Source organism: Pseudomonas sp. P65(2024), from assembly GCF_057480955.1.
In genome coordinates this window covers 235,987-256,370 of record NZ_JBLIYX010000003.1, presented here as the reverse complement: position 1 = coordinate 256,370, position 20,384 = coordinate 235,987, and the positions used below count along the sequence as shown (strand labels likewise).

The 20,384-nt window shown below is 60.6% G+C and carries 26 protein-coding genes and 3 pseudogenes; 10 read left to right on the top strand and 19 right to left on the bottom strand.

What is annotated here, in order from left to right:
- The first annotated feature begins 4 nt into the window (after positions 1–4).
- The 3 genes from AC25MA_RS06590 (at position 5) to AC25MA_RS06580 (ending at position 1,401) form a co-directional block, all read left to right on the top strand.
- Positions 5–448, top strand: coding sequence for a DUF421 domain-containing protein (locus tag AC25MA_RS06590; RefSeq protein ID WP_486971890.1), 444 nt, complete (start codon positions 5–7; stop codon positions 446–448).
- A 144-nt stretch (positions 449–592) separates the two neighbouring features.
- Complete coding sequence (locus tag AC25MA_RS06585; RefSeq protein ID WP_028689328.1) at positions 593–1,057, top strand: PA2171 family ribosome-binding persister protein; 465 nt, start codon at positions 593–595, stop codon at positions 1,055–1,057.
- A gap of 77 nt (positions 1,058–1,134) precedes the next feature.
- Entirely contained in the window at positions 1,135–1,401 is a 267-nt protein-coding gene (locus AC25MA_RS06580; RefSeq protein ID WP_081791533.1) for a hypothetical protein, read from the top strand.
- Here the strand turns inward: AC25MA_RS06580 and xth are convergent.
- The gene (xth, locus tag AC25MA_RS06575) at positions 1,398–2,195 is read right to left on the bottom strand and encodes an exodeoxyribonuclease III (RefSeq protein ID WP_050705374.1); all 798 of its coding nucleotides are present in this window, start codon (positions 2,193–2,195) and stop codon (positions 1,398–1,400) included. The two genes, AC25MA_RS06580 and xth, sit on opposite strands and share 4 nt — an antisense overlap.
- On the bottom strand, positions 2,192–2,434 hold the full coding sequence (locus AC25MA_RS06570) for a hypothetical protein (protein WP_016486338.1): 243 nt from the start codon (positions 2,432–2,434) through the stop codon (positions 2,192–2,194). The genes xth and AC25MA_RS06570 overlap by 4 nt, the downstream gene beginning before the upstream one ends.
- Positions 2,435–2,586: 152 nt before the next feature.
- On the opposite strand from AC25MA_RS06570, the pseudogene AC25MA_RS06565 reads away from it, so the two are divergent.
- Positions 2,587–2,679 (top strand): annotated as a pseudogene (locus tag AC25MA_RS06565) (protease); the annotation flags it as partial.
- Between the two features lie 77 nt (positions 2,680–2,756).
- Here AC25MA_RS06565 and AC25MA_RS06560 read toward each other — a convergent pair.
- Complete coding sequence (locus tag AC25MA_RS06560; protein WP_167388388.1) at positions 2,757–2,921, bottom strand: DUF6021 family protein; 165 nt, start codon at positions 2,919–2,921, stop codon at positions 2,757–2,759.
- Positions 2,922–3,247: 326 nt separating this feature from the next.
- On the opposite strand from AC25MA_RS06560, the gene AC25MA_RS06555 reads away from it, so the two are divergent.
- Together AC25MA_RS06555 and AC25MA_RS06550 are read left to right on the top strand one after the other, a co-directional pair.
- Positions 3,248–3,748 (top strand): DUF4142 domain-containing protein, encoded by a 501-nt coding sequence (locus AC25MA_RS06555; protein ID WP_028689325.1) that lies wholly within the window; start codon positions 3,248–3,250, stop codon positions 3,746–3,748.
- A 72-nt stretch (positions 3,749–3,820) separates the two neighbouring features.
- The gene (locus AC25MA_RS06550) at positions 3,821–4,918 is read left to right on the top strand and encodes a mechanosensitive ion channel family protein (RefSeq protein ID WP_028689324.1); all 1,098 of its coding nucleotides are present in this window, start codon (positions 3,821–3,823) and stop codon (positions 4,916–4,918) included.
- 260 nt (positions 4,919–5,178) lie between these two features.
- Here AC25MA_RS06550 and AC25MA_RS06545 read toward each other — a convergent pair whose 3' ends face one another.
- The 7 genes from AC25MA_RS06545 to AC25MA_RS06515 are packed head-to-tail and all read right to left on the bottom strand — an operon-like array spanning position 5,179 to position 11,455.
- On the bottom strand, positions 5,179–6,543 hold the full coding sequence (locus AC25MA_RS06545; protein ID WP_028689323.1) for a sensor histidine kinase: 1,365 nt from the start codon (positions 6,541–6,543) through the stop codon (positions 5,179–5,181).
- Complete coding sequence (locus AC25MA_RS06540) at positions 6,540–7,202, bottom strand: response regulator (protein ID WP_050705370.1); 663 nt, start codon at positions 7,200–7,202, stop codon at positions 6,540–6,542. The genes AC25MA_RS06545 and AC25MA_RS06540 overlap by 4 nt, the downstream gene beginning before the upstream one ends.
- Before the next feature lie 2 nt (positions 7,203–7,204).
- Positions 7,205–7,846, bottom strand: coding sequence for a tetratricopeptide repeat protein (locus AC25MA_RS06535; RefSeq protein WP_028689321.1), 642 nt, complete (start codon positions 7,844–7,846; stop codon positions 7,205–7,207).
- Complete coding sequence (locus tag AC25MA_RS06530; protein WP_028689320.1) at positions 7,843–8,649, bottom strand: SDR family oxidoreductase; 807 nt, start codon at positions 8,647–8,649, stop codon at positions 7,843–7,845. Before AC25MA_RS06530 ends, AC25MA_RS06535 begins: the two co-directional genes overlap by 4 nt.
- On the bottom strand, positions 8,636–9,316 hold the full coding sequence (locus tag AC25MA_RS06525; RefSeq protein ID WP_062364386.1) for an iron-containing redox enzyme family protein: 681 nt from the start codon (positions 9,314–9,316) through the stop codon (positions 8,636–8,638). The genes AC25MA_RS06530 and AC25MA_RS06525 overlap by 14 nt, the downstream gene beginning before the upstream one ends.
- An 8-nt stretch (positions 9,317–9,324) precedes the next feature.
- Entirely contained in the window at positions 9,325–10,788 is a 1,464-nt protein-coding gene (locus tag AC25MA_RS06520; protein ID WP_088852123.1) for an AMP-binding protein, read from the bottom strand.
- On the bottom strand, positions 10,778–11,455 hold the full coding sequence (locus AC25MA_RS06515) for a thermostable hemolysin (RefSeq protein WP_069017771.1): 678 nt from the start codon (positions 11,453–11,455) through the stop codon (positions 10,778–10,780). Before AC25MA_RS06515 ends, AC25MA_RS06520 begins: the two co-directional genes overlap by 11 nt.
- A 340-nt stretch (positions 11,456–11,795) precedes the next feature.
- On the opposite strand from AC25MA_RS06515, the pseudogene AC25MA_RS06510 reads away from it, so the two are divergent.
- Positions 11,796–11,948, top strand: a pseudogene (locus tag AC25MA_RS06510) (DUF2878 family protein); the annotation flags it as partial.
- Here the strand turns inward: AC25MA_RS06510 and AC25MA_RS06505 are convergent.
- From AC25MA_RS06505 to AC25MA_RS06485, 5 genes are all read right to left on the bottom strand, one after another.
- Positions 11,886–12,068: a DUF2256 domain-containing protein gene (locus AC25MA_RS06505; protein ID WP_083242113.1), complete on the bottom strand. Its 183-nt coding sequence runs from the start codon at positions 12,066–12,068 to the stop codon at positions 11,886–11,888. The pseudogene AC25MA_RS06510 and the gene AC25MA_RS06505 overlap by 63 nt on opposite strands.
- A complete protein-coding gene (locus AC25MA_RS06500) occupies positions 12,065–13,591 on the bottom strand; it encodes a cryptochrome/photolyase family protein (protein ID WP_232853337.1) in 1,527 nt (508 codons plus the stop codon). The genes AC25MA_RS06505 and AC25MA_RS06500 overlap by 4 nt, the downstream gene beginning before the upstream one ends.
- A gap of 8 nt (positions 13,592–13,599) precedes the next feature.
- The gene (locus tag AC25MA_RS06495) at positions 13,600–13,905 is read right to left on the bottom strand and encodes a DUF6482 family protein (protein WP_028689314.1); all 306 of its coding nucleotides are present in this window, start codon (positions 13,903–13,905) and stop codon (positions 13,600–13,602) included.
- Complete coding sequence (locus AC25MA_RS06490) at positions 13,902–14,438, bottom strand: DUF3833 domain-containing protein (RefSeq protein WP_062573730.1); 537 nt, start codon at positions 14,436–14,438, stop codon at positions 13,902–13,904. The genes AC25MA_RS06495 and AC25MA_RS06490 overlap by 4 nt, the downstream gene beginning before the upstream one ends.
- Positions 14,439–14,734: 296 nt before the next feature.
- Complete coding sequence (locus tag AC25MA_RS06485) at positions 14,735–15,166, bottom strand: hypothetical protein (RefSeq protein ID WP_158510002.1); 432 nt, start codon at positions 15,164–15,166, stop codon at positions 14,735–14,737.
- Between AC25MA_RS06485 and AC25MA_RS06480 the strand changes: the two genes are divergently transcribed.
- Positions 15,165–15,656, top strand: a complete 492-nt coding sequence (locus AC25MA_RS06480; RefSeq protein WP_062364396.1) for a DUF1543 domain-containing protein — start codon at positions 15,165–15,167, stop codon at positions 15,654–15,656. The two genes, AC25MA_RS06485 and AC25MA_RS06480, sit on opposite strands and share 2 nt — an antisense overlap.
- A 5-nt stretch (positions 15,657–15,661) precedes the next feature.
- Positions 15,662–15,748, top strand: a pseudogene (locus AC25MA_RS06475) (c-type cytochrome); the annotation flags it as partial.
- 281 nt (positions 15,749–16,029) lie between these two features.
- Here the strand turns inward: AC25MA_RS06475 and AC25MA_RS06470 are convergent.
- The 4 genes from AC25MA_RS06470 to AC25MA_RS06455 all read right to left on the bottom strand — a co-directional run bounded on the left by AC25MA_RS06470 (position 16,030) and on the right by AC25MA_RS06455 (position 18,991).
- Entirely contained in the window at positions 16,030–16,539 is a 510-nt protein-coding gene (locus AC25MA_RS06470; protein WP_486971889.1) for a flavin reductase family protein, read from the bottom strand.
- An 87-nt stretch (positions 16,540–16,626) separates the two neighbouring features.
- Positions 16,627–17,655 (bottom strand): methionine synthase, encoded by a 1,029-nt coding sequence (locus AC25MA_RS06465; RefSeq protein WP_028689309.1) that lies wholly within the window; start codon positions 17,653–17,655, stop codon positions 16,627–16,629.
- Positions 17,656–17,682: 27 nt separating this feature from the next.
- Entirely contained in the window at positions 17,683–18,666 is a 984-nt protein-coding gene (locus AC25MA_RS06460; RefSeq protein WP_307945316.1) for a DUF1852 domain-containing protein, read from the bottom strand.
- Between the two features lie 157 nt (positions 18,667–18,823).
- On the bottom strand, positions 18,824–18,991 hold the full coding sequence (locus AC25MA_RS06455) for a hypothetical protein (RefSeq protein WP_155952661.1): 168 nt from the start codon (positions 18,989–18,991) through the stop codon (positions 18,824–18,826).
- Between the two features lies 1 nt (position 18,992).
- Here AC25MA_RS06455 and chrA point away from each other — a divergent pair, with 1 nt between their 5' ends.
- A complete protein-coding gene (chrA, locus tag AC25MA_RS06450; protein WP_197866050.1) occupies positions 18,993–20,363 on the top strand; it encodes a chromate efflux transporter in 1,371 nt (456 codons plus the stop codon).
- Positions 20,364–20,384: the final 21 nt, after the last annotated feature.

Genomic DNA, 20,384 nt, shown 5'->3' with positions numbered 1-20,384 from the left:
CGTCATGGATTCGATCCTCCGCGCAGCCGGAATGTACGTCCCCCTCATGCTGCTGTTTCGCGTAGCCGGGCGGCGCTCGCTGGCCGACCTGACGACCTTTGACTTCGTCTTGCTGCTGATCATCGGGGAGGCCACCCAGCAGGCGCTTCTGGGCGAGGACTTTTCGTTCACCAATGCCATGCTGGTGATTGCCACGCTGATCGTCCTGGACGTCGGTCTTTCGCTCGCGAAGCTCAACTCCAAGCCCTTGGCCAGGTTTCTGGATGGGCACGCTACCCTGGTTGTCGAGAATGGGCGCTTTCTGCATCACCGCATGCACCGGGTACGCCTCACGGAGGACGATATCCTCGAGTCAGCGCGGGACAGCCAAGGCATCGAGAACATTGAGCAGGTCAAGTTCGCCATCGTCGAACGCAATGGAAAGATTTCGATCATTCCTGCCAAGTGAGGCCTTTTGGCAACAGTAAAGCTACGTCCATCGCTTCGCATGCACACGCGATGATGCCAGCCATCGTAAGCATTGAACCCTGTCACTCTGCGCGTACTCAACCACGAGCAAGTTCTTGACTCAATCCGTGATGAGGTAACGCCAATGAACGCTATCGACTTACTGATTCAAGACCACAAGCTGGTGAAAAAACTTCTCGAAGAACTGTCGACCACCACCGAGCGCGCAGTGAAGAAACGGGCCGAGTTACTTCACAGGATCGAGCAGGAGTTGCGGATCCACACCACGCTCGAGGAAGAAATACTCTACCCGGCCATCAAGCAAGCGGGTGGCAAGGAAGAAGCGAAGATGTACTACGAGGCCAAGGAAGAACACCGGACTGTCGACTCCCTCGTCCTACCCGACCTCCTGCATACCGAAACCGGCACCGTCGAATTCGCCGGGCGGGTCAAGGTCATGAAAGAGTTGTTGGAGCATCACATCGAGGAAGAGGAAGGCGAACTCTTCCCCACCGCGAAGAAGCTGCTCAGCAAGGACACCCTCGAGGAGCTGGGGCAAACCATGGAAATGCAGAAAAAGATGCTCAAGGGCGAGCAGCGAGCAGCTTAGTCAAGCGATCACCTGCCAGCGCTCAGTACGCTGGCAGGTGATCAGTTTCAGCTACCCATCATCAGTCGGAAGGTTTCATGGAATATTGGATTGGCTTACTTGAATGGCCCGCCATGGTAATGACCGTGCTGGCAGCCTGGTGCATCGGTTCACGCCGTCCGGGGCGCAGGAAGGCAGGTTTCTGTTGTTTTCTTGCAAGCAACGTTCTGTGGGCCGTCTGGGGCTGGCAAGCAGAAGCCTGGGCATTGATCATCCTGCAATTGTGCCTCTGTGCCATGAATCTGCGAGGGTGGCGAAAAAACACACAACTGCAAGCTGCCCGCACGTTGCAGGGAACAGCCTAGCGTTGCTGGCGGCGCCCGCCCAACTGGATCCAGACCGGCGCATGATCACTGGCCTTGGCTTCGTTGCGCACCCAGGCATCCACGCCCGCCCGCTTCAAATAAGGGCTCAGACCCGAGTTGAGCAGCAGGTGATCGATACGAAGCCCGGCATTACGCGCCCAGTGATTGCGAAAATAGTCCCAGAACGTGTAAATGCGCTGCTCGGGATAAAGGTGACGAACAGCATCGACCCAGCCCTGGGCCAACAATTCTTGGAATAACGCCCGCGATTCAGGTTGCAGCAGCGCGTCCTTGAGCCATGAGCGCGGGTTATAGATGTCCAGATCGGTGGGCACAACGTTGAAGTCCCCCGCTAATACCGCAGGATGGCTGCTGACATGCAGTGTTTGGGCATGCTTGATCAAGCACTCGAACCAGCGCAGTTTGTAATCGAACTTCGGGCCGGGTTGCGGGTTGCCGTTGGGCAGGTAAAGGCAGCCCACCAGTACACCGTGCGCCGCAGCTTCGAGATAGCGGCTCTGCTGATCGTCCTGCATGCCGGGCAGCCCGCGACGTACCTCCAGCGGCTCGCTATCGCGCGCCAGGATCGCCACACCGTTCCAGGAGGGTTGCCCCTGGTAAAGGCAGCCATAACCTGCCGCTTCGATGGCCTGGCGAGGAAACTGCTGGTCGGCCGCCTTTAGTTCCTGCAAGCAGGCAATGTCCGGCTGCTCCCGCTCCAGCCAGGCCAACAGCGCGGGCAGGCGGCTGCGGATGCCATTGATATTGAAGGTGGCGATCTTCAGCGCTCTCATGCGTCAGGGTCGCTCACATGAGCCTGCACGGCATCTTCCAGAGCCCGGATATGAGCCTCGTCGGCCAGTGCCTTCAGCGCCAACCAGTCATCCCAGTCAATGGCACCATCGTCCCTTAGCGCCTCGGCGGTGCGAACCAGTTCATGGTGGTAGGCGTCCGGCGATTCGCGCCGGTAGCTGATGTCGTCGTACTGCGCGTACCAGGCTTCAAGTTCAGGAATGCTGCGTTCGATGCTCATGACGGCCGCCTCGTTCTATCCCTGCAAGTGAGAGCCCAAGCACCGCGCAATGTTCAACCGCAACGGTCAGACGGTTAGCAACCCTACCGCTGAAGTAGTGCGATGGAACTTCTCACTCCGTCCGAGACGTCCCACGTCCACACCTGGCGAAAGTAGATGAAGAGGTGGTGGACGGAAATCTGATCACCCGCCGCATGCCGGATGATATACCCGCCTTCAATGATCGGTTGATCCAAGCCCTTGCTTGTTCACTTGCTAACCGTGGGCTAGCAAACACTTCAACCTACTGTTCTGCTCAGGCAAACATTCAGGGTAGGCAAGCTCACGGTTTCTTTTCCACATCCCTGGGCGCTTTCGCTGGGCCTTGGGGGTCCACTTGAGGGTCGTCCAGGTCTGGAGAGTCCGGATCGAATCCCAGGTCCTGATCAGTCGTTGCATGATCGGAGGAATGGGGGCCTTTCTGCTGCTGATCGTCGGATTTGTTCATTTTGCGGTCTCCGGAGTGTGATGTATTCACCGTCAGGGTCTTGCCCCTTTCTGAACGGGCTGTTCATGAAATATTTCGGTGAAGCACTCGCATCCGGTGGAGGATCGCAAGATCGGTAAAGTTCCTTCTACATGCCATCTGCTGGACAAGTCTGAACGGTACCCGTGAGTTCGTTCTGATTGCGACATAGTGGATGAGCGGTGCCCAAAACGCCGGTTGCGCCCTCACAGTGGCCGGTTATTCGAGAAAAACTAAACCTTCACCTGCTCCTACGGCTCAACCGATTGCGGCATAGAGGTCGCAGCCACCAAGCGAAGGAGTGAAAGATGAACAAACCATTCTTGAAAATCGCCGGGGTAACCCTGTTGATGGGCCTGGCTTCGCTGCAGGTACAGGCAGCGTCTTCGGACGATTTCGTCGATGCGGCCACTGAAGCCGGTATCGCCGAAGTGGTCACCGGCAACCTGGCGCACGAAAAGAGCCAAAGCGCAGACATCAAGCAATTCGCCCAGCAAATGGTTACAGACCATACCAAAGCCAACCAGGAACTCGGTGATATCGCCCGCAAGCTGGACATCAGCGTGCCCGACGAGGCGGCGCTGACCGACAAGGTCAAGAAGATGATCCTCGAATGGCGCGAGGAGTCGTTCGACCGGTCCTACGTCAATAACCAGGTCGACGCGCACGAAAAGGCCGTGGAACTGTTCAAGAAAGAGGCCGCCTCCTCCGACAAGCCTGAGCTGAAGGCCTTTGCCAGCGACAAGCTGCCAACGCTGCAACACCATCTGGAACAGGCCAGGGCGCTGAAAGCCACCCACGGCAAGTAACCCACACGTCACCGCGCAATCCCAGGGGCCGCCTTGCGGCCCTGCCTTGAGCCATCTGGAGGTGGGCTCCCCATGAATGATCGAATCATCGAACTGTTCACCGACACCACATTCTTCGGCATTTCCATCCTCAACCTGTTGGTAGCGCTGTGCGTTGCCGTGCTGACGTTCGTGATTGCCAGAGCTGTCATCGGCCTGTTGATGCGCCGGGTGCAGCGCTGGTCCGAACATGACGGGGCGATGAGTCAGGTGCTGGCCAAGGTACTGGCTGGTACCAGCAACAGCCTGCTGCTGCTCGCTTCGCTGCTGGTCGGTTTGAGCATGCTGGACCTGCCCGAGCGCTGGTTGGGCCGGGTCAGTAGCTTGTGGTTCGTGGTCGCCGCCTTGCAGATCGGCCTCTGGGTCAATCGCGCCATCGCGCTGGGGCTGACACGCTACTTCAGCCGGCACAGCGCCGACGGCCTGTATCAAGGCAGTGCATTGGCCACGCTTTCGGCCTGGGGGGCACGGGTGCTGCTGTGGTCGGTAGTGTTGCTGGCCATGCTGTCCAATCTCGGCGTCAATATCACCGCCTTCGTGGCCAGCCTGGGTGTGGGCGGCATTGCCGTGGCCCTGGCCGTGCAGAACATCCTGGGTGACCTGTTCGCCTCATTGTCGATTGCCGTCGACAAACCCTTCGAAGTCGGTGATTTCATCGTCATCGGCCCACTGGCCGGCACGGTGGAACATGTTGGGCTGAAGACTACTCGCATCCGCAGCCTGGGCGGTGAGCAGATCGTCATGGCCAATGCCAGCATGATCAGCAGCACCATCCAGAACTACAAGCGCTTGCAGGAACGACGTATTGTGTTCGAGTTCGGCTTGTCCTACGACACGCCCACCGAGGCGGTGAAACAGGCGCCCGCCATCGTCGAAGAGGCGATCAAGGCCCAGCAGCAGGTGCGTTTCGACCGCGCTCACTTGCGCGGCTTTGGCAAAGAGGCGCTGGAGTTCGAATGCGTCTATATCGTGAGAGACCCTGGCTATAACCTCTACATGGATATTCAACAGGCCATCAACTTTCACCTGCTCGAACGCTTCACCCGAATCGGCGCCAAATTTGCCGTGCCAGTGCGTGCCATCAAAGTTACGGCGCTGCCGCAACCCTTCGTTCAGTCTCAGGTACTGTGACGGCGGGTCGCATTTTGGCCCATCTCGGCCAGGTGGGCGTTTACCCGATGCCGTCCCCACCGATGTACCTGATCGTGCACAAGACCAACGCCGCCAGAAGGATGGCCAGGCAGTCGCACAACTGCTGCCCTCCTGGCCTCGCCGCACCGGCGGCGAGGCTCAGTGCCAGTTCAAGCCCGGGCGGCGCAGTCTGAAGCTATCAACGTTGCGTTGCGCCGCAGGTCATCGGCAGGACTTGGCCAGCGCATGTGCCGATGGACTCAATCCCTTGGCAGCAGCAAGGTGGCGGCCAGTCCCCCGCCCGCTCGATTCTCCAACCGGACCTGCCCGCCCAGGCGATCGATGATGGTCGCAACGATCGACAGACCAAGGCCGGCGCCATTCGGGCTGTTGCGGCTATAGAAGCGCTCGAATACACGAGAAAGGCTTGCTTCATCGATACCTGGCCCCTCGTCCTCGACCACTAGCTCCAAGGCGCCATCCAGACGCCTGAGTGATACGGTTATGCGGCCTGCCGGAGGTGAATGTTCAACCGCGTTGGACACCAGGTTCTGTAGCGCAATGCCCAACGCGCCAGCATCGATCGCCAGGTGATGGTCGCCTTCACCGATCTCCAGCGAGGGCTCCAGGCCGCGATCAAGTATCCACGGGGTCAGCTCAGCCAAGGTCTCGGTAACCACCTCAGCCAGGTCGACGCAGGTACTGGCACGCTGCCCCAGTTTCGGCTCGACGCGGGCGAGTGTCAGCAACTGGTTGACCACCCGGGTCAGCCGGTCGACCCCGCCCATCAGGAACCCCAGCGCTTTTTGCCGCTCCATGTCGTTGCTGGCGGCCAGCGCGTTCTGTGCATGCAGGCGCAGGACGGCCAGCGGCGTGCGCATTTCGTGAGCGGCATCGGCAATGAACCGATGCTCACGCCGCAAAAGGTCCTCGATCTGCGCCAACAGGCGATTGATGGCGGCCTGCATCGGCTCAAGCTCCGAGGGAAGCGGCACCAGTTGCAATGGCTCAAGGGAGTCGGCGTGGCGCGCGCGGATGACATTGGCCATGTTCTGTAACGGCCGCAGCCCCCAGCCGATCGCCGCCCAGACCAACAGCGCCAATGCCAAGCTGCCCAGGAGGAACGGGAACAGGGTATGGCGGACAATACGGTCGATCAGGTCGTAGCGTACGTCATCACGCTCGCCGACCCAGATCACCCAGCGTTTTTCCGGCACCGGCAAGACGAAACCGCGCCATTGTTCGCCGCCGCTGGTGAAGTCGTAAAAGCCTGGTACCGTCGGTGGCGAATCGAACGCTGGCGCGCTGGGTGTATGCACCAGAAGGGCTCCGCCGACCTGCCAGACCTGAAAAGCCAGCTTGCTTTCGTAAGGGTGCCCCACCTGATGTCGCCCTGCCCTGCCCAACGCCTCATTGAAGGCCTGGTACAGCGCCTCACGCGAGCCGTCCTGCACCGGCAGGCTCATGACACCCTGCAGCAGGCGGGCGTTCTGGGCGAGATGGGCGTCATACACCTCGTTAATTTCGCGGCGGCTATCGTGGTAGTTGTAGAGCGCCAGCAGACCGGTGCCGAGCAGCAGCAACAACATCACCCGCCACAGTGTGCGCTGGCGCAGCGAGCTCATGCCTTGGCCTCGACGAGGTAGCCGATGCCGCGTACCGTTCGGATCAACCCGTTGAACAGCTTCTTGCGCAGGTGGTAGATGTTCACCTCCAGCGTATTGCTCTCGGGCTCTTCGTCCCAGCCATACAGCAGCTGGGTCAGGCGCTCGCGGGTGAATACCTTGCCGGGTTGCGCCAACAGTTCATGTAACAGCACATACTCCTTCGGGGTCAGCACCACTTCGACACCGTTGTAGTGCACTTGCTGGGTGGCAGGGTCGAGGCTGACCCCGGCATGCTCGACCACTACCTTCGCTCGCCCCGCACTGCGCCGCAGCAAGGCGCGCAAGCGTGCCTTCAGTTCGTTGAGGTCGAAAGGTTTCACCAGGTAATCGTCGGCACCGGCATCAAGCCCGGTAATGCGGTCGTCCAGCGCATCCCGCGCGGTGAGGATCAGCACCGGCAGGCTGTCGCCGCCGGCGCGCACCCGCCGCAGCAGTTCCAGGCCATCCATGCGCGGCAGGCCAAGGTCCAGGATCACCAGGTCGAAGGCTTCATGCTGCAGCGCATGCAAGCCACTGACGCCGTCACGCAACCAGTCGAGCGTATAGCCTTCCTGGCGCAAGCCGTCGCAGATGCCCTCTCCCAGTGCGATGTCGTCCTCAACCAGCAGCAGCCGCATGTTCAGTCCTGTTTGTCCTTGATCGCTTTCATTAAAACATCGATATCGGCACGCCGGCCCTGGTCAGCCAACTCACGCCCTGGGCGGGCCGGGGCCTGCAAGGCTTTCTGCAGAGCAGCAGTAGCCTCAGGGTAGCGCTTTTGTCGATACAGATGATCGGCCCAGAAATAGTTGCTGTCGATACCATTTGGGTTGATTTGCAGCGCCTTGCGCAGCAGGGCGTCAGCCTTGTCGGTGTCGCCGAAACCGATTGGCCAGCCGGGCACCTGATCGTACAAAGTGCCAAGACTGGTGTAGGCCGAACCCTGCAGGGCATTGGGGTCCAGTTTCATGGCCTGCTCAAGACTGGCCTTCGCCGCCTTGACCTTGCCCAGTGCGCCGAGGCCACCGGTGGCGCCCGCCCAACTGCTGTCGATGATGCCTTGCCAGATCAACGGCTCAGGTGATCCGGGGTACTGATGAACGAATGCCGCCGCGTCAGCGGAGAGCTTTTCAAAGGCGTCGGCACGTTTGTCCTTGGGTACCTGGTACTGGATCTGCGCCCAGTGCTGCTGCAGATCGCTCAGGTGCTGTGTGCCTGCCTGGTCCAATGCCCAGGTCAAGGGTGCGAATGCCAACAAGCTGGCGACGAACAGACGCTTCATTTGATCGACTCCTTGGAGTGGTTAGCGATATAGCGCCGAATGACGGGCAGTTGCTTGCGCAGTGCGCGGTCGACCACGCCCGGCAACATGCTGTTGATGCGCACGAAAAGCTTTTCCGGCCACCCCAGGTAAAGTTCGCTGCGCTCGGACTGCACCGCCGCGAGAACGGCGCGCGCAACATCCGCCGGGTCGTCCATGCCGACTTTAAGCGCTTGATTGAGCGCAGTCGCAGCACTGCTGTTCATGCCGGTACGGGTCGCCCGGGGGGCGGCATACAAGACGTTGACCGTGGTGTCGGCCAGCTCGCGCCGCAGTGCCTCGGAGAAGCCGCGCAGGGCGAACTTGCTGGCGCAGTAGGTGGCGTAGCCGGGATAGCCGATCGAGCCATAGGTGGACCCGACATTGACCACCAGTGCCTTGGGCTGAGCACGCAGCAGCGGCAGGCAGGCGCGCGTCAGCTGCAGCGGTGCCTTGAGGTTGATGTCCAGCAGCTCGTCGAGCGCGTGCTCGTCCAATTGGTCGAGCAGGGCGAAGCGATTCACGCCGGCCGCGTTGATCAGCACGTTGACAGTGCCCATCTCGCGGGCTCGGCTCACGACCTGTTCGCGCCCCGCCTGGCTGCGCAAGTCGGCCTCCTGCCAACGCAGGCGATCCGGGTAGCGATTCATCAAGCCTGCCAGCTTGCCCATGTGCCGACTGACAGCCAGTACCTGGGCACCGGCAGCGCACAACTGTTCGGCCAGCTCCAGGCCGATGCCGCCACTGGCACCGGTGAGGATCACCACGGACTCAGGCAAGCGCATGATGCACCTCTCGCTGCCCCGCGCGCGGCAAGCCTTGGAACATTTCGGTGTACAAGTGATAGACGACCTTCGCCGCATGGATGACGGCCTGTTGGTCTGCGGCATCATCGAGGCGGTCCATCAGTTGCTTGTAGGTCACCATGTGGTCCTGGTCCAGCGCCCCATGGGAGCTCAGGTAGCTGAACGCCTTGTCAGGCAGGTTCAGTGTGGTTTTGATCGTGCCCGCCGCTTGGGTGGCCAGGGCGATGCTGGTGCCTTCGAGCACGTTGACCATGCCGAAGAGCCCGACCGGGTTGCCACGGGCGATCAGGTCGTAGAGGTAGGCGACCATCAGCTCGATCGACCGCGCCGGCCGACCATCACGCACCGCCTCCCAATCACCACCACAGGCGTTGATATCGTTGAGGATCCACTGCTCATGGCCGTATTCCTCGTCGATGTACTCGCACACCGCGCCGCGCAGCCACTCCAGGCGCGACGGCAAGCGCGCGCCACAGGCCATCATCAGCGGAACCGTGTGGCGGACATGGTGGTAGGCCTGGGTCAGGAAGGCAATGTAACTGTCCAGGCTGACCTGGCCGGCCAGGGCGTCACGGATCACCGGCACGGCGAACAACGCCTGACGCTCTTGGGTTGTTTGTAGTTGCAGGGTGTCGAAAAAGGACATGGGTAGCCTCACAACGAGATGTCGGATAACAGGGTTTGGTAGTGCTGCAGGATCGCCTCGCGTCGCGGGCGGCCGTTGGCAGTCAGGGTTTCGTCACGGGTGCTGAAGGGGGCCGGCAAGCGCCGCCAGGTATGTACCCGGGCGTAGTCGGGCAACTGCGCGTTGCACTGCTGCACGGCCTGTTCGATGGCATCGTCGCTGGCGGCAGGGTCAAGAGGCCAAAGCAGAGCCAGGTTGTGCGGCAAGGCTTCGCCATGCACGAATGCCTGGGCGATGACGCCGCTCTGGGTGAGTTCGGCTTCTACCCACTCCGGGTTGACGTTGCGCCCGAAGCTGGTGATGAACTGGTGTTTCTTGCGTCCATCGAGGAACAGATAGCCTTCTTCGTCGAGGTGGCCCAGGTCGCCCGTTGCCCACCAGGACTGGGTCACCGGGGCGTCCTCAAGGTAGCCAAGCAGTGTCGAGCCGGCCACCAGCACCTCGCCGTCGTCGGCAATACGCACTTGCACATGGGGCAATGGCTGGCCGACGCTGCCGTGGCGTACGGCACCAGGGCGATTCAATGCGACCACGGAGGCACACTCCGACAAGCCGTAGCCTTCGAACACCGGCAACCCGACCGCCTCGGCCCGGGCTAGCAGGCTTGGCGATACCCGGGCACCGCCCACCGCCACGAAACGCAGTGGGCCAACGCGCATCAACCCGCGCTCGATGGCCGTGACCAGCCCCATCAGCAACTGCGGAACGAGGATCAGGCTCTGCGCACCACTGAGGGCAATGGCGCCCAGCAGTCGCTTGAAATCCACCTGACTTGCCCCGCCCATGCCCAACTGATGCTGCGGATAGAGCTGTACGCAGGCACCCGCCATCAGTGCGGCATATACGCCGAGGTTCTCCAGCAATACGCCCAAAGGCAGCACGGCCAGGTACTGCTGCGGTTCAGTGGGCCGGCTTGCCGCCTCCAATTCCCGTGCTACCCGCAGCATGGCGTCAGCGCTCAGGCAGACACCTTTAGGGTGCCCGGTGCTGCCAGAGGTGTAGGTAATCTTGGCGGTACCATCAGGCAATCGGGCGCTGGCCAACCGCTCGCGCACCCAGAACTCACCTTCCTGAACAAACCCCTCACTGACCAGTCGCGGCTCCCACTGCGTCGTGCAAAGCACGGTTGAAGCACCACTCTGGGCAATGCAGTGATCAAACTGCGTCGCGCTGAAGAACGACGGCACGATCACGCAGGGGCGCGCTGCGAACAAGGCGGCCAGGTCCCAGAACAGCAGATCAGGGCCGTTATCCAGGGCCAGCACCAATGCCCCAGCAGGTTGCCGGTGCAGCACATGGGCTCGCAGTCCCACCTCACCGAGTAACTGCCGGTATGTGTAGCTGTGAGCATCACCTTTCACCGCCACGGCACCGGCATGATCTCGGGCGAACGACATCAGCAGCTCTTGAAACCGCTCCAGTTCACGCGGCATGGCCAGTCTCCTCGGCGAGCACTGGAAAACCCAGCCTTTGGAACACGCCGGCTCGGGTCAGGGCGTCGAAGCCATAGCCGATGTTTCCGGCAAACACCTGCGGATGTTGGTCATAGTAGGTCCCCCACTGATCCATCTGCCCCTGTAGGCGATCGGGATCGGCGGCGGCCAACACGCAGGGCGTAAGCCCAAGCCGTTGAAAACTGTTTATCAGTGTCGCCGCCCCAGTGAACGTGACCCACTCAAGGCCGCGGTTGGCCAACAACCACGTGACAGCGATGATCATGATGCGAGCACTGCCAGCGCTGAGGGAGGCCAGGTTTCCTACCTCGACTATGCAGGTGCGATCCAATGAAATACCCGCAACTTGAGAAACGGCGGTTTCCAAAGGCACGTCCAGGTACCGTTCGAGAAATACTGGACCCTGGCTGGCCGGGCGCATGCCGGCCGCGGCGATCAGGCGGCCGTGGCTGTCATGCAATGCCAGGAGTTCTGGCAGGTAATGCTGCACATTCGCTTGATGCACGGCGGCGAAGCACGCGTGGATGAATTGCTCAAGATCCGCACGTGAAGCATCTCCCTCCAGACAAAGCGAAAGCTGCGCGCGGTGGTCGGCATGGCTACCGATGGGTAGCGGGAGCAGACTGCTCCATTGAGATTCGGTCATGAAACTCCCCCCGATTGGGTTCGACGGGGGGATTATCGGGGTCGAATCTGAATAGAATCTGAAGTGACGTTTTCGACTTCAGGTGAATTCGGCCTGACGGCTAACTGCCACAAACACCCACCTTTGTAGGCGAAGGCCCTGTGCCGTTTTGGATGATTCGAAATACTGCTCGATTTGCTCGAAGCATCCTTGGATGACCTGGACCAAATGCGGATCAAAATGCTGCCCTGACTGCTCCAGGAGGAAGGCTTGGGCGCGGCTCTACCTGGGTTTGTAGGGATGGGGCATGCACAAGGCGTCATACACATTGCACAGCGCCACGATGCGCGCTTCAAGAGGGATGGGTGCACGGGGTGGCCCGTTGGCCTACGTAGGCGGCGCAAGGTTTGCGGATGTCGCCCTGCCGCTTGGCGCGCTGCAAACCGGCCTGCTACTGATGCCGATATGGGCCTTGGCCATGCCACTGCTCGCGCGCCTCGCGGCGCGGCGCTGACCTGCGGCATCGCTCTGAACAGTAGCGCACTTGGTCCCAACAGCGGGCCCAGCGCTTGCGCCAGTTGAACGGCCGATCACATGCCACGCAGACCTTGCTGGGCAAAAGACTCTTTTTCATAACGGCTGCTGCGCATCAAGCTGCGCCAACAGTGCTTGGCCACGCTGCCACACGGCGTCGCGCCGACTAGCAGTCATGCCATCAAGGCTGCGATAGACCAGAGCCAAACGCGGGTTCGTCGACAGCAAGGAGCGATGGCGGATGAGGAAATGCCAGTACAGGGCATTGAACGGGCAGCCGTCGTCCTCGATCACATGATTCACCTTGTAACTGCACGCCTGGCAATGATCGGACATGCGCTGGATGTAACGACCACTGGCGCAGTATGGCTTGGACCCCAGGTAGCCGCCGTCGGCGTGCATCACCATGCCAAGCGTGTTGGGCAGCTCGACCCAGTCGAAGGCATCCATATATACCGCCAGGTACCACTCGCAAATCGCGGTAGGCACGATACCCGCCAGCAAGGCGAAGTTGCCGGTCACCATCAACCGCTGGATATGGTGCGCGTAGCCCAACCGCAGGGTCTGCCCGATGGCTTGCTCCATGCAGCGCATGCGGGTGCGCCCGGTCCAATAGAATTCAGGTAACGCTCGGTCGTTGCCCAGGTGATTGAGCCCGGCATACTCAGGCATGCGCAGCCAATAGATACCGCGCACATACTCGCGCCAGCCGATCAACTGGCGAATGAAGCCTTCAGCTGCATTAAGCGGCACCCGCCCCTCGCGCCAGGCCTTGTCGACCTCTTCACACACACATCGCACATCCAGAAGCCCGATGTTGAGCGCCGCACTGATGCGCGCATGGAACAGGTACGGCTCGCCCTCGGCCATCGCGTCCTGGTAGTCGCCGAAAGCCGCCAGGCCAAAATCCAGAAAGTGCTGCCACAGCTGCTTTGCCTCGGCATGGGTCACGGGGTAGTCAAAGCCGTCGACGTCCCCGTAGTGGTCGCTGAAGCGCCGTCGTACCAAGGCGACCACCGCTGCTGTGATCCCGTCCTGCGCGAAATGCGCAGCGAACGGCCCACGCAACTGGCGAGGCAGGGGCTTGCGGTTGTCACCATCAAAATTCCAGGCCCCACCTGCCGGGCTGCCGTCGGGCTGCATAAGCAGGCCGCTTCGCTTGCGCATGCCCCGGTAGAAGTGCTCCATACGCAGCTGACGACGCTCGTGGGCCCAGCGCGCAAAGGCTTCGCGGGAGCACAGAAAACGCGTGTCGCGATGCCACACGAGGGGCAATCCGGCATCACGCAGAGCCTGCTCCAGGCGCCATTCCCCGCACTCGGTCAGGTGAATTTGCGTGGCGCCCAGGGCTTCTTGCCAGCGATGCAACTCGCCAACGATGCTGCCGCTGTTGCCGTCAGCATCGAGCTCGACATAATGCACCTGCCAACCCCGCTCACGCAGGGTCTGGGCAAAGTGCCGCATGGCACTGAAGATGAGCACGATCTTGAGCGGATGATGCGGCACATAGCGAGCCTCACCCTCCACTTCCGCCATCAGAACAGCATCGCGGGCGGGGTCAAGGGCAGCCAGGCTCGCCAGGTCGAACGACAGCTGGTCACCCAGCACAAGGCCCAGGCGCATCGTTCTGGCTACCATTGGCTGGTGAGCGTGACCGGTACGCGAAGCGGCGCAATGGGGCCGTCACGTTGCCCGCACATCTCATCATGCACCACCTGCTGTACCAGCATGCAAGGCACGGGTGGCAGGTCGGCCAACAGCTGCCGCAGCTCGGTAGTGGAACGCACGCGAACGGGCTGCCCATGGGCATCGCTCAATGTCACGGGGCCGGCGTCGGTCAAGGCGCGCAGAAGGTAGAAGCCACCCTCCAGCGACAGCAGTTCAAGCTCCTTTGCTGCGCCGGTCGAGACCAGCTGGGTAAGCGCTATCAGGTTCATTGTGTGCCCTCTGGCTGGCGGCGGAAAAACAGGGTGATCTGGCCGATTTCGACGCCCAGCTTGCTCATGCTTGAACGGTTGATCAGGGTGTCGTCATCCATGAGGTACATCCAGTCGTCCAGGTCTACCTGCCAGTGCCGCCCGTCAACTGGCAGGTCCAGCTGGTAACGCCATCGCAACGCGTTACCCGCCACTTCACCGCGCGCCTCGCCGATCACATCTCCTGCTGTTCCGCGCCAGCGACCAGGGCCGTCTGGCACCAGTGTCCAGGTACGCTGCTGGCGCGTGCCATCGCTATAGAGAAAATGTTCGTCGAGGATCAGCCGCTCACCTTCGCGGCGGCTGTCGATACGCACATGGAAGCGCTTGACCACTTCCCCGGAACGCTTCTGGAACATCCCCCAGGCCTGCACCGGTCGCGAGAAGAATGCAGCCAGGTCGAGTTTCGGTTGCTCCTGGGCATAGTGCTCGACAACGACATTGCGGCAGCTGCCCAGAAGCACGCAGGAAACCAGCAACAGTACTTTGTACATGTTCATGTTCCTCAGTCGTTGCTAGCCAGCCCAAGCAGGCGCAGTTGCGGGCCCCTGGAGCGTGGGTCTAGCCAGATGGAGAAGAAACTCACCACTCCCGAGCCGTTGCGCACCAGGCAGCTCGGCCCTCCAGCTCGCGCCCGCCGAGAAGATAACCAGTAACAGACAAAGGCAAGTCCAACGAGTACGGTGCGCCATGATGACCTCGATCGCACGCAAATACTGTACAACAATAGCATCTTGTACAATTTTTCGCTGAAACCGTATAGATTTTGATGGACAGCGCCAGACCTCGATCAGGTCACTAGCAATATCGCCAAGTCCGCAATATCGACAGGCACGAATGCCAAGGTCAGCAACGCATAGCCCTCACGCAAACTTGCTGCAAACACACAAAGCGTGATTATGAGCACGCCAAAGGCGCCCCAAAGTGCCCAGGCGAAACGCCGAACGGCGAGGTAGTCGCACACGCAACGGTTCGGCCGCTGTTTGTTCAAACTGCTGTATAGCTGGGATTGACAACGCCGGCTGGCCAGGCGACTGCTACGCGAAAGCCTGCTCGTTGCCATGAGCATCAGTGGCCTGGTCATTGCGCGCAGTGGTGTCGTACTGGCCTGGCGACGTCTGCACGGAGTGTTCAGGCAACCGTTACGCTGATTGCGTGCTTGGCGAACAGCGTTGTAGTGTTCACACCACAGCGCTTTTTGCTGCCCTGAAGGATTGATCATGCTCTACATCGTCATGCTCGGCGGTCGTCACCCTCGAGCCCACATCGAAGTCCACGATGTGGTCTTCGCCCAGGCCGATACGCTGGAACAGCTCTATCCGCAATTGCGCGAAGCCTGGTTCGGCAGCGCCAACGGCCTGCACATCGACTCCTGGCTGGAAGTTGCCGGTGTCGATGGTTATCGCGTCGAACTGAGCCAGGTGGCTCCGGGCCCCGACACCATGCGCCTGTTCTTCCTGAACCTGGGCGGCTATGAACGGCAGGTATTCGGTGAAGCGCATCGCTACCTGCTGGTGGCGGCCACCGACAAGGCCGAGGCCAAGCGCCTGGGCAAGCAACGCATGGCATCTGGTTGGCTCAAGCCGCATACCGACGCGGTGCTCGACGTCGACGATTGTCTGCCGGTCGATCTGGTGGCGGGACGCTATGTGCATCTGGTCAAGGGCGAGCATGGAGGTATCCGCCAGTTCAGTGACTACATCCTGCTCTGAAGACCGGCTTCACCGCCATGCCGGCGCGAGGCCTGTGCATGGACTGCACCGCCGAGGACTACCAGGCAGTGATCGACTACATGTCCAAGTGATGCGGCCAGCAAGCTGCGCAACAGCCAGGTGGGAGGCTGCCTGCTCAATACGTGATCAGTCTGCACGGGCCCTCCTCGTCCGATGAACCTGTCCAATCCACGGGTGACGAAGAAGGCGCGACAAAATTCACCCCGCCGCCCCCCTGATACGCGCCAATCAACTGTCTGCCCAGGGCACTGACCAGCGCATCGTCGGTGCCATCCATGAAGTGGGTGGCGTGGGCATGCCGGTAAATCCCAGAGCGTGGCTGGACCTCGGCCGTGCTGGCCATTGCCAAGGCTCAGGCCGGGCTGAACTCGGCGAGGTTGCAATACTGCCCCTTGAAGTACAGCAATGGCTGGGCAGCCGCCGCTTCCTGCAAGTTCAGCGCTTTCACCTCGCCAATCACGATCAGATGGTCACCGGCGGCGTGTTCGGCGTGAATCTCGCAATCGAGCCAATGCAGGCTGCCTGCGATGATTGGGTTGCCCAGCGGCGAGGCCTGCCAGTCGACGCCCTGCCACTTGTCCGTGCCGCGCCGTGCGAACTGGTTGGAAATCCCGACCTGCTCACCCGACAGCATATTGACCGCGAAGCGGCCGGCTTTGCGAATCCCGGGGTAGCTGGCCGAATTGGACATGACGCTGAATGACACCAGCGGCGGGTTCATCGACACGCTGTAGAACGACTGGCAGGTAAAGCCGAGCGGCTCGCCATCACAGTGCGAGGTGATCACCGTGATGCCGGAGGCGTAGTGCCCGAGCGCTTCGCGAAAGCGCAGTGGCTCGATGGCAGTACTGAAGAGCGACATAGTAGATCCTGGATATGGGGTGCGACCCGTCAGCAATAGGAAAGGGCCGAAGCTGCGCGCCCCGCCCCTTCCACCTCGCGCTCAGCCTTACTTCGCGAGCTCTCGTCGCACGACCTCTGCACCTGCGCTCAAGGCATTCAACTTGCCGCGTGCCACGGCACGCGGCAACGGCGCCATGCCGCAGTTGGTGCACGGGTAGAGCTTGTCGGCATCCACGAACTGAAGCGCTTTACGCAGGGTATTGGCCACTTCCTCCGGGGTTTCGATGGCGTGGTTGGCCACGTCGATGGCTCCAACCATCACCTTCTTGCCGCGGATCAGATCGATCAGCTCCATCGGAACGTGGGAGTTGTGGCACTCCAGCGAGACGATATCGATCTTGGATTTCTGCAGTTTGGGGAACGCCTCCTCATACTGGCGCCACTCCGAACCCAGGGTCTTCTTCCAGTCGGTATTGGCCTTGATGCCATAGCCATAGCAGATGTGCACGGCCGTTTCGCACTTGAGGCCTTCGATGGCCCGCTCCAGGGTGGCAACGCCCCAGTCGTTCACCTCGTCGAAGAACACGTTGAAGGCCGGTTCGTCGAACTGGATGATGTCAACGCCGGCAGCCTCAAGCTCGCGGGCTTCCTCGTTGAGGATCTTGGCGAATTCCCAGGCCAGCTTTTCGCGGCTTTTATAGTGCGCGTCATACAGCGTATCGATCATCGTCATGGGGCCTGGCAGCGCCCATTTGATCGGCTGCGAGGTTTGCTGACGCAGGAACTTGGCATCTTCGACGAACACCGGCTTACGGCGCGCAACGGCACCCACTACGGTCGGCACGCTGGCATCGTAGCGATCACGAATACGCACGGTTTCGCGCTTCTCGAAATCAACGCCGTCGAGGTGTTCGATGAAGGTGGTGACGAAGTGCTGGCGAGTTTGCTCACCGTCGCTGACGATGTCGATACCGGCATGTTGCTGTTCTTGCAGCGACAGACGCAACGCATCCTGCTTGCCCTCGATCAGCGCCTCGTCTTGCAGCTTCCAGGGCGACCAGAGGGTTTCCGGCTGTGCCAGCCAGGACGGTTTGGGCAGGCTGCCGGCAGTCGAAGTGGGGAGTAGTTTTTTCATGACCCAAGGCCTTGTGTATTCGATCGATCAAACAGCGTAATGAGCGGACCATTGCTGCAGCACAGCGTGGTACGGCTTGATAAATTGTTCTTCGGCAAACTTGCCTTGCTCTATGGCCAGACGGCTGCGCTCTTCGCGGTCGTAGACAATTCGAGTCAACGAGTAGTCCTGGTGCTTCAGGCTGGGCTGATAGGACTTGCCTGCCGCCGAGTTCGCGTTGTAGATCTCGGGGCGGTAGATCTTCTGGAAGGTGTCCATCGTGCTGATGGTGCTGATCAGTTCCAGGTTGGTGTAATCACCCAGCAAGTCGCCGGCAAAATAGAACGCCAACGGCGCGACGCTGTTCGGCGGCATGAAGTAGCGCACCTTCAGGCCCATCTTGGCGAAGTACTCATCGGTCAATGAGTACTCATCCTGCTGGTATTCATAACCCAGGACCGGGTGCTGATTTTCAGTGCGCTGGTAGGTCTTGCTGCTCGAAACGCTCAGGCAGATGACCGGCAGTTTGTTGAAATGCTCCCTGAAAGTGCTCGAGTTCACGAAGCACTTGAACAGTTTCCCGTGCAGTTCGCCAAATGCCTGCGGCGTGCTGAAGCCGGACTGCCCCTTGTTGTGGTCCAGCAACAGCACGCTGAAGTCATAGTCCCGCACGTACGAGGAGAAATTGTTCCCGACAATGCCTTCGATGCGCTCGTGGGTCTTGTGATCGACAATGCTGGTTTTCAGGATTTCAATCAACGGCAAGGCATCGCCCGTCTGTTCATCCGCGATCTTCATCTCGACGGAAACGATATCGAGCTCTACCGAATAACGGTCACCCTTGGGGTTGTCCCAATGCGCCAGGGCATTGAAGCGATTGTCGATCATCGCCAGCGTGTTACGCAGGTTTTGCTGACGGCTCTCGCCCCTGGCCAGGTTGGCAAAGTTGGTGGTGATGCGCGTGTTGTCCGCAGGTCGATAGTCTTCGTCGAAACGAATACTACTAATCGCGAAGGTAAATTCTTTATTCATTGTGACCCGGTACCCTCATTCCCGAAGTAGATCCTGAAAAGTCTTCCGGCTTGCCCGGCTTCGAAGGAAAAATTCAATGGGGGGATTGTCAGCAGATGAACACCTTGAGGAAAGCTCATTTATTTTAAGCTGATCTTTAGTTTTCCTCATAATCGTTCTAAGACACCTGCTCACGATCGACGCTGCCCGCGCTGGAATGCGGCCTCTGAAAACGCGTATGCTCGCGGGCTTGAGAGAAAATGTCGGCGATGACGATCAACTGAAAACGGTAGCCGAGGACATTTTCGATGGCCTGCTGGCGGCGTTCGCAAGTGAGGAAGCTCAAAATGGTTGATACTCCCTCCGCTGTGAGCACACAGCCACCTTCGCAAGACACCCGGCAGCCGGTCAGTTTGTATGAAGCCTTCCTGTTCTGGCTCAAGTTGGGATTCATCAGTTTCGGCGGGCCCGCCGGGCAGATCTCGATCATGCATCAGGAGCTGGTCGAGCGCCGGCGCTGGATCAGCGAGAAGCGGTTCTTGCATGCGCTGAATTACTGCATGTTGTTGCCCGGCCCTGAGGCTCAGCAGCTGGCCACCTACATCGGCTGGCTCATGCACCGCTCCTGGGGCGGGGTGATTGCCGGCGCGTTGTTCGTATTGCCTTCACTGTTCATCCTGATCGGTCTGTCCTGGGTCTATATCGCCTTCGGTGAGGTCCCGGTAGTGGCAGGGATCTTCTATGGCATCAAGCCGGCGGTCACGGCAATCGTCGTCCACGCAGCCCACCGGATCGGTTCGCGCGCGTTGAAGCATGGCTGGTTATGGGCCATGGCCGGCGCCTCGTTCGTTGCCATCTTCGCCCTCAACGTGCCGTTCCCGCTGATCGTGCTGATGGCCGCGATCATCGGTTATGTGGGAGGCCGCCTTGCCCCAGCCCAGTTCGTGATCGGTGGCGGTCACGGAACCGCAAAGCATAACCATGGCCCGGCACTGATCGATGACGACACCCCGGCTCCCACGCACGCCCGATTCCGTTGGGGCCACCTGTTGCGCCTGCTTGTGGTCGGTGCCGCACTCTGGGTCCTGCCCATGGGGCTGCTGACGCTGTCGTTTGGCTGGGGCGCAACCCTGCCACAGATGGGCTGGTTCTTCACCAAGGCCGCACTGCTGACCTTTGGTGGTGCCTACGCGGTGCTGCCCTATGTCTACCAGGGCGCTGTCGGACACTACGGCTGGCTGACGCCGACCCAGATGATCGATGGCCTCGCCTTGGGAGAAACGACGCCGGGACCACTGATCATGGTGGTCGCCTTTGTCGGTTTCGTTGGGGGCTACGTGCATCCCATGTTCGGTACCGAGCACCCGTTTCTTGCCGGTGCGGTCGCGGCGAGCCTGGTCACCTGGTTCACGTTCCTGCCATCATTCCTCTTCATCCTCGCCGGTGGCCCGTTGGTGGAGTCGACGCACAACGAGATGAAGTTCACCGCACCGCTGACCGGCATCACCGCGGCGGTCGTGGGCGTGATCCTGAACCTGGCCCTGTTCTTTGGCTACCACGTGCTTTGGCCAAAGGGTTTCAGTGGGGCATTCGACTGGCCCTCAGCGGTGATCGCGTTTGCTGCGGCAGTCGCCTTGTTCCGCTTCAAGCGGGGGGTGATTCAGGTGCTGTTTGCCTGCGCCGTGGCCGGGCTGGCTGTTCATCTGCTGCGGGCTTGATTCATGCTATTGCTCGGGAGG

Excerpts from the sequence above, each read along its gene's own strand:
- AC25MA_RS06525 (WP_062364386.1), bottom strand. The coding sequence starts at position 9,316 with ATGTCCTTTTTCGACACCCTGCAACTACAAACAACCCAAGAGCGTCAG.
- AC25MA_RS06470 (WP_486971889.1), bottom strand. The coding sequence starts at position 16,539 with ATGTCGCTCTTCAGTACTGCCATCGAGCCACTGCGCTTTCGCGAAGCG.
- chrA (WP_197866050.1), top strand. The coding sequence starts at position 18,993 with ATGGTTGATACTCCCTCCGCTGTGAGCACACAGCCACCTTCGCAAGAC.
- AC25MA_RS06550 (WP_028689324.1), top strand. The coding sequence starts at position 3,821 with ATGAATGATCGAATCATCGAACTGTTCACCGACACCACATTCTTCGGC.
- AC25MA_RS06555 (WP_028689325.1), top strand. The coding sequence starts at position 3,248 with ATGAACAAACCATTCTTGAAAATCGCCGGGGTAACCCTGTTGATGGGC.
- AC25MA_RS06490 (WP_062573730.1), bottom strand. The coding sequence starts at position 14,438 with ATGTACAAAGTACTGTTGCTGGTTTCCTGCGTGCTTCTGGGCAGCTGC.
- AC25MA_RS06560 (WP_167388388.1), bottom strand. The coding sequence starts at position 2,921 with ATGAACAAATCCGACGATCAGCAGCAGAAAGGCCCCCATTCCTCCGAT.
- AC25MA_RS06460 (WP_307945316.1), bottom strand. The coding sequence starts at position 18,666 with ATGAATAAAGAATTTACCTTCGCGATTAGTAGTATTCGTTTCGACGAA.
- AC25MA_RS06535 (WP_028689321.1), bottom strand. The coding sequence starts at position 7,846 with ATGAAGCGTCTGTTCGTCGCCAGCTTGTTGGCATTCGCACCCTTGACC.
- AC25MA_RS06500 (WP_232853337.1), bottom strand. The coding sequence starts at position 13,591 with ATGCGCCTGGGCCTTGTGCTGGGTGACCAGCTGTCGTTCGACCTGGCG.
- AC25MA_RS06540 (WP_050705370.1), bottom strand. The coding sequence starts at position 7,202 with ATGCGGCTGCTGCTGGTTGAGGACGACATCGCACTGGGAGAGGGCATC.
- xth (WP_050705374.1), bottom strand. The coding sequence starts at position 2,195 with ATGAGAGCGCTGAAGATCGCCACCTTCAATATCAATGGCATCCGCAGC.
- AC25MA_RS06570 (WP_016486338.1), bottom strand. The coding sequence starts at position 2,434 with ATGAGCATCGAACGCAGCATTCCTGAACTTGAAGCCTGGTACGCGCAG.
- AC25MA_RS06480 (WP_062364396.1), top strand. The coding sequence starts at position 15,165 with ATGCTCTACATCGTCATGCTCGGCGGTCGTCACCCTCGAGCCCACATC.
- AC25MA_RS06505 (WP_083242113.1), bottom strand. The coding sequence starts at position 12,068 with ATGAAAAAGAGTCTTTTGCCCAGCAAGGTCTGCGTGGCATGTGATCGG.
- AC25MA_RS06580 (WP_081791533.1), top strand. The coding sequence starts at position 1,135 with ATGGAATATTGGATTGGCTTACTTGAATGGCCCGCCATGGTAATGACC.
- AC25MA_RS06520 (WP_088852123.1), bottom strand. The coding sequence starts at position 10,788 with ATGCCGCGTGAACTGGAGCGGTTTCAAGAGCTGCTGATGTCGTTCGCC.
- AC25MA_RS06515 (WP_069017771.1), bottom strand. The coding sequence starts at position 11,455 with ATGACCGAATCTCAATGGAGCAGTCTGCTCCCGCTACCCATCGGTAGC.
- AC25MA_RS06485 (WP_158510002.1), bottom strand. The coding sequence starts at position 15,166 with ATGATCAATCCTTCAGGGCAGCAAAAAGCGCTGTGGTGTGAACACTAC.
- AC25MA_RS06530 (WP_028689320.1), bottom strand. The coding sequence starts at position 8,649 with ATGCGCTTGCCTGAGTCCGTGGTGATCCTCACCGGTGCCAGTGGCGGC.
- AC25MA_RS06590 (WP_486971890.1), top strand. The coding sequence starts at position 5 with ATGGATTCGATCCTCCGCGCAGCCGGAATGTACGTCCCCCTCATGCTG.
- AC25MA_RS06465 (WP_028689309.1), bottom strand. The coding sequence starts at position 17,655 with ATGAAAAAACTACTCCCCACTTCGACTGCCGGCAGCCTGCCCAAACCG.
- AC25MA_RS06545 (WP_028689323.1), bottom strand. The coding sequence starts at position 6,543 with ATGAGCTCGCTGCGCCAGCGCACACTGTGGCGGGTGATGTTGTTGCTG.
- AC25MA_RS06585 (WP_028689328.1), top strand. The coding sequence starts at position 593 with ATGAACGCTATCGACTTACTGATTCAAGACCACAAGCTGGTGAAAAAA.
- AC25MA_RS06495 (WP_028689314.1), bottom strand. The coding sequence starts at position 13,905 with ATGAACCTGATAGCGCTTACCCAGCTGGTCTCGACCGGCGCAGCAAAG.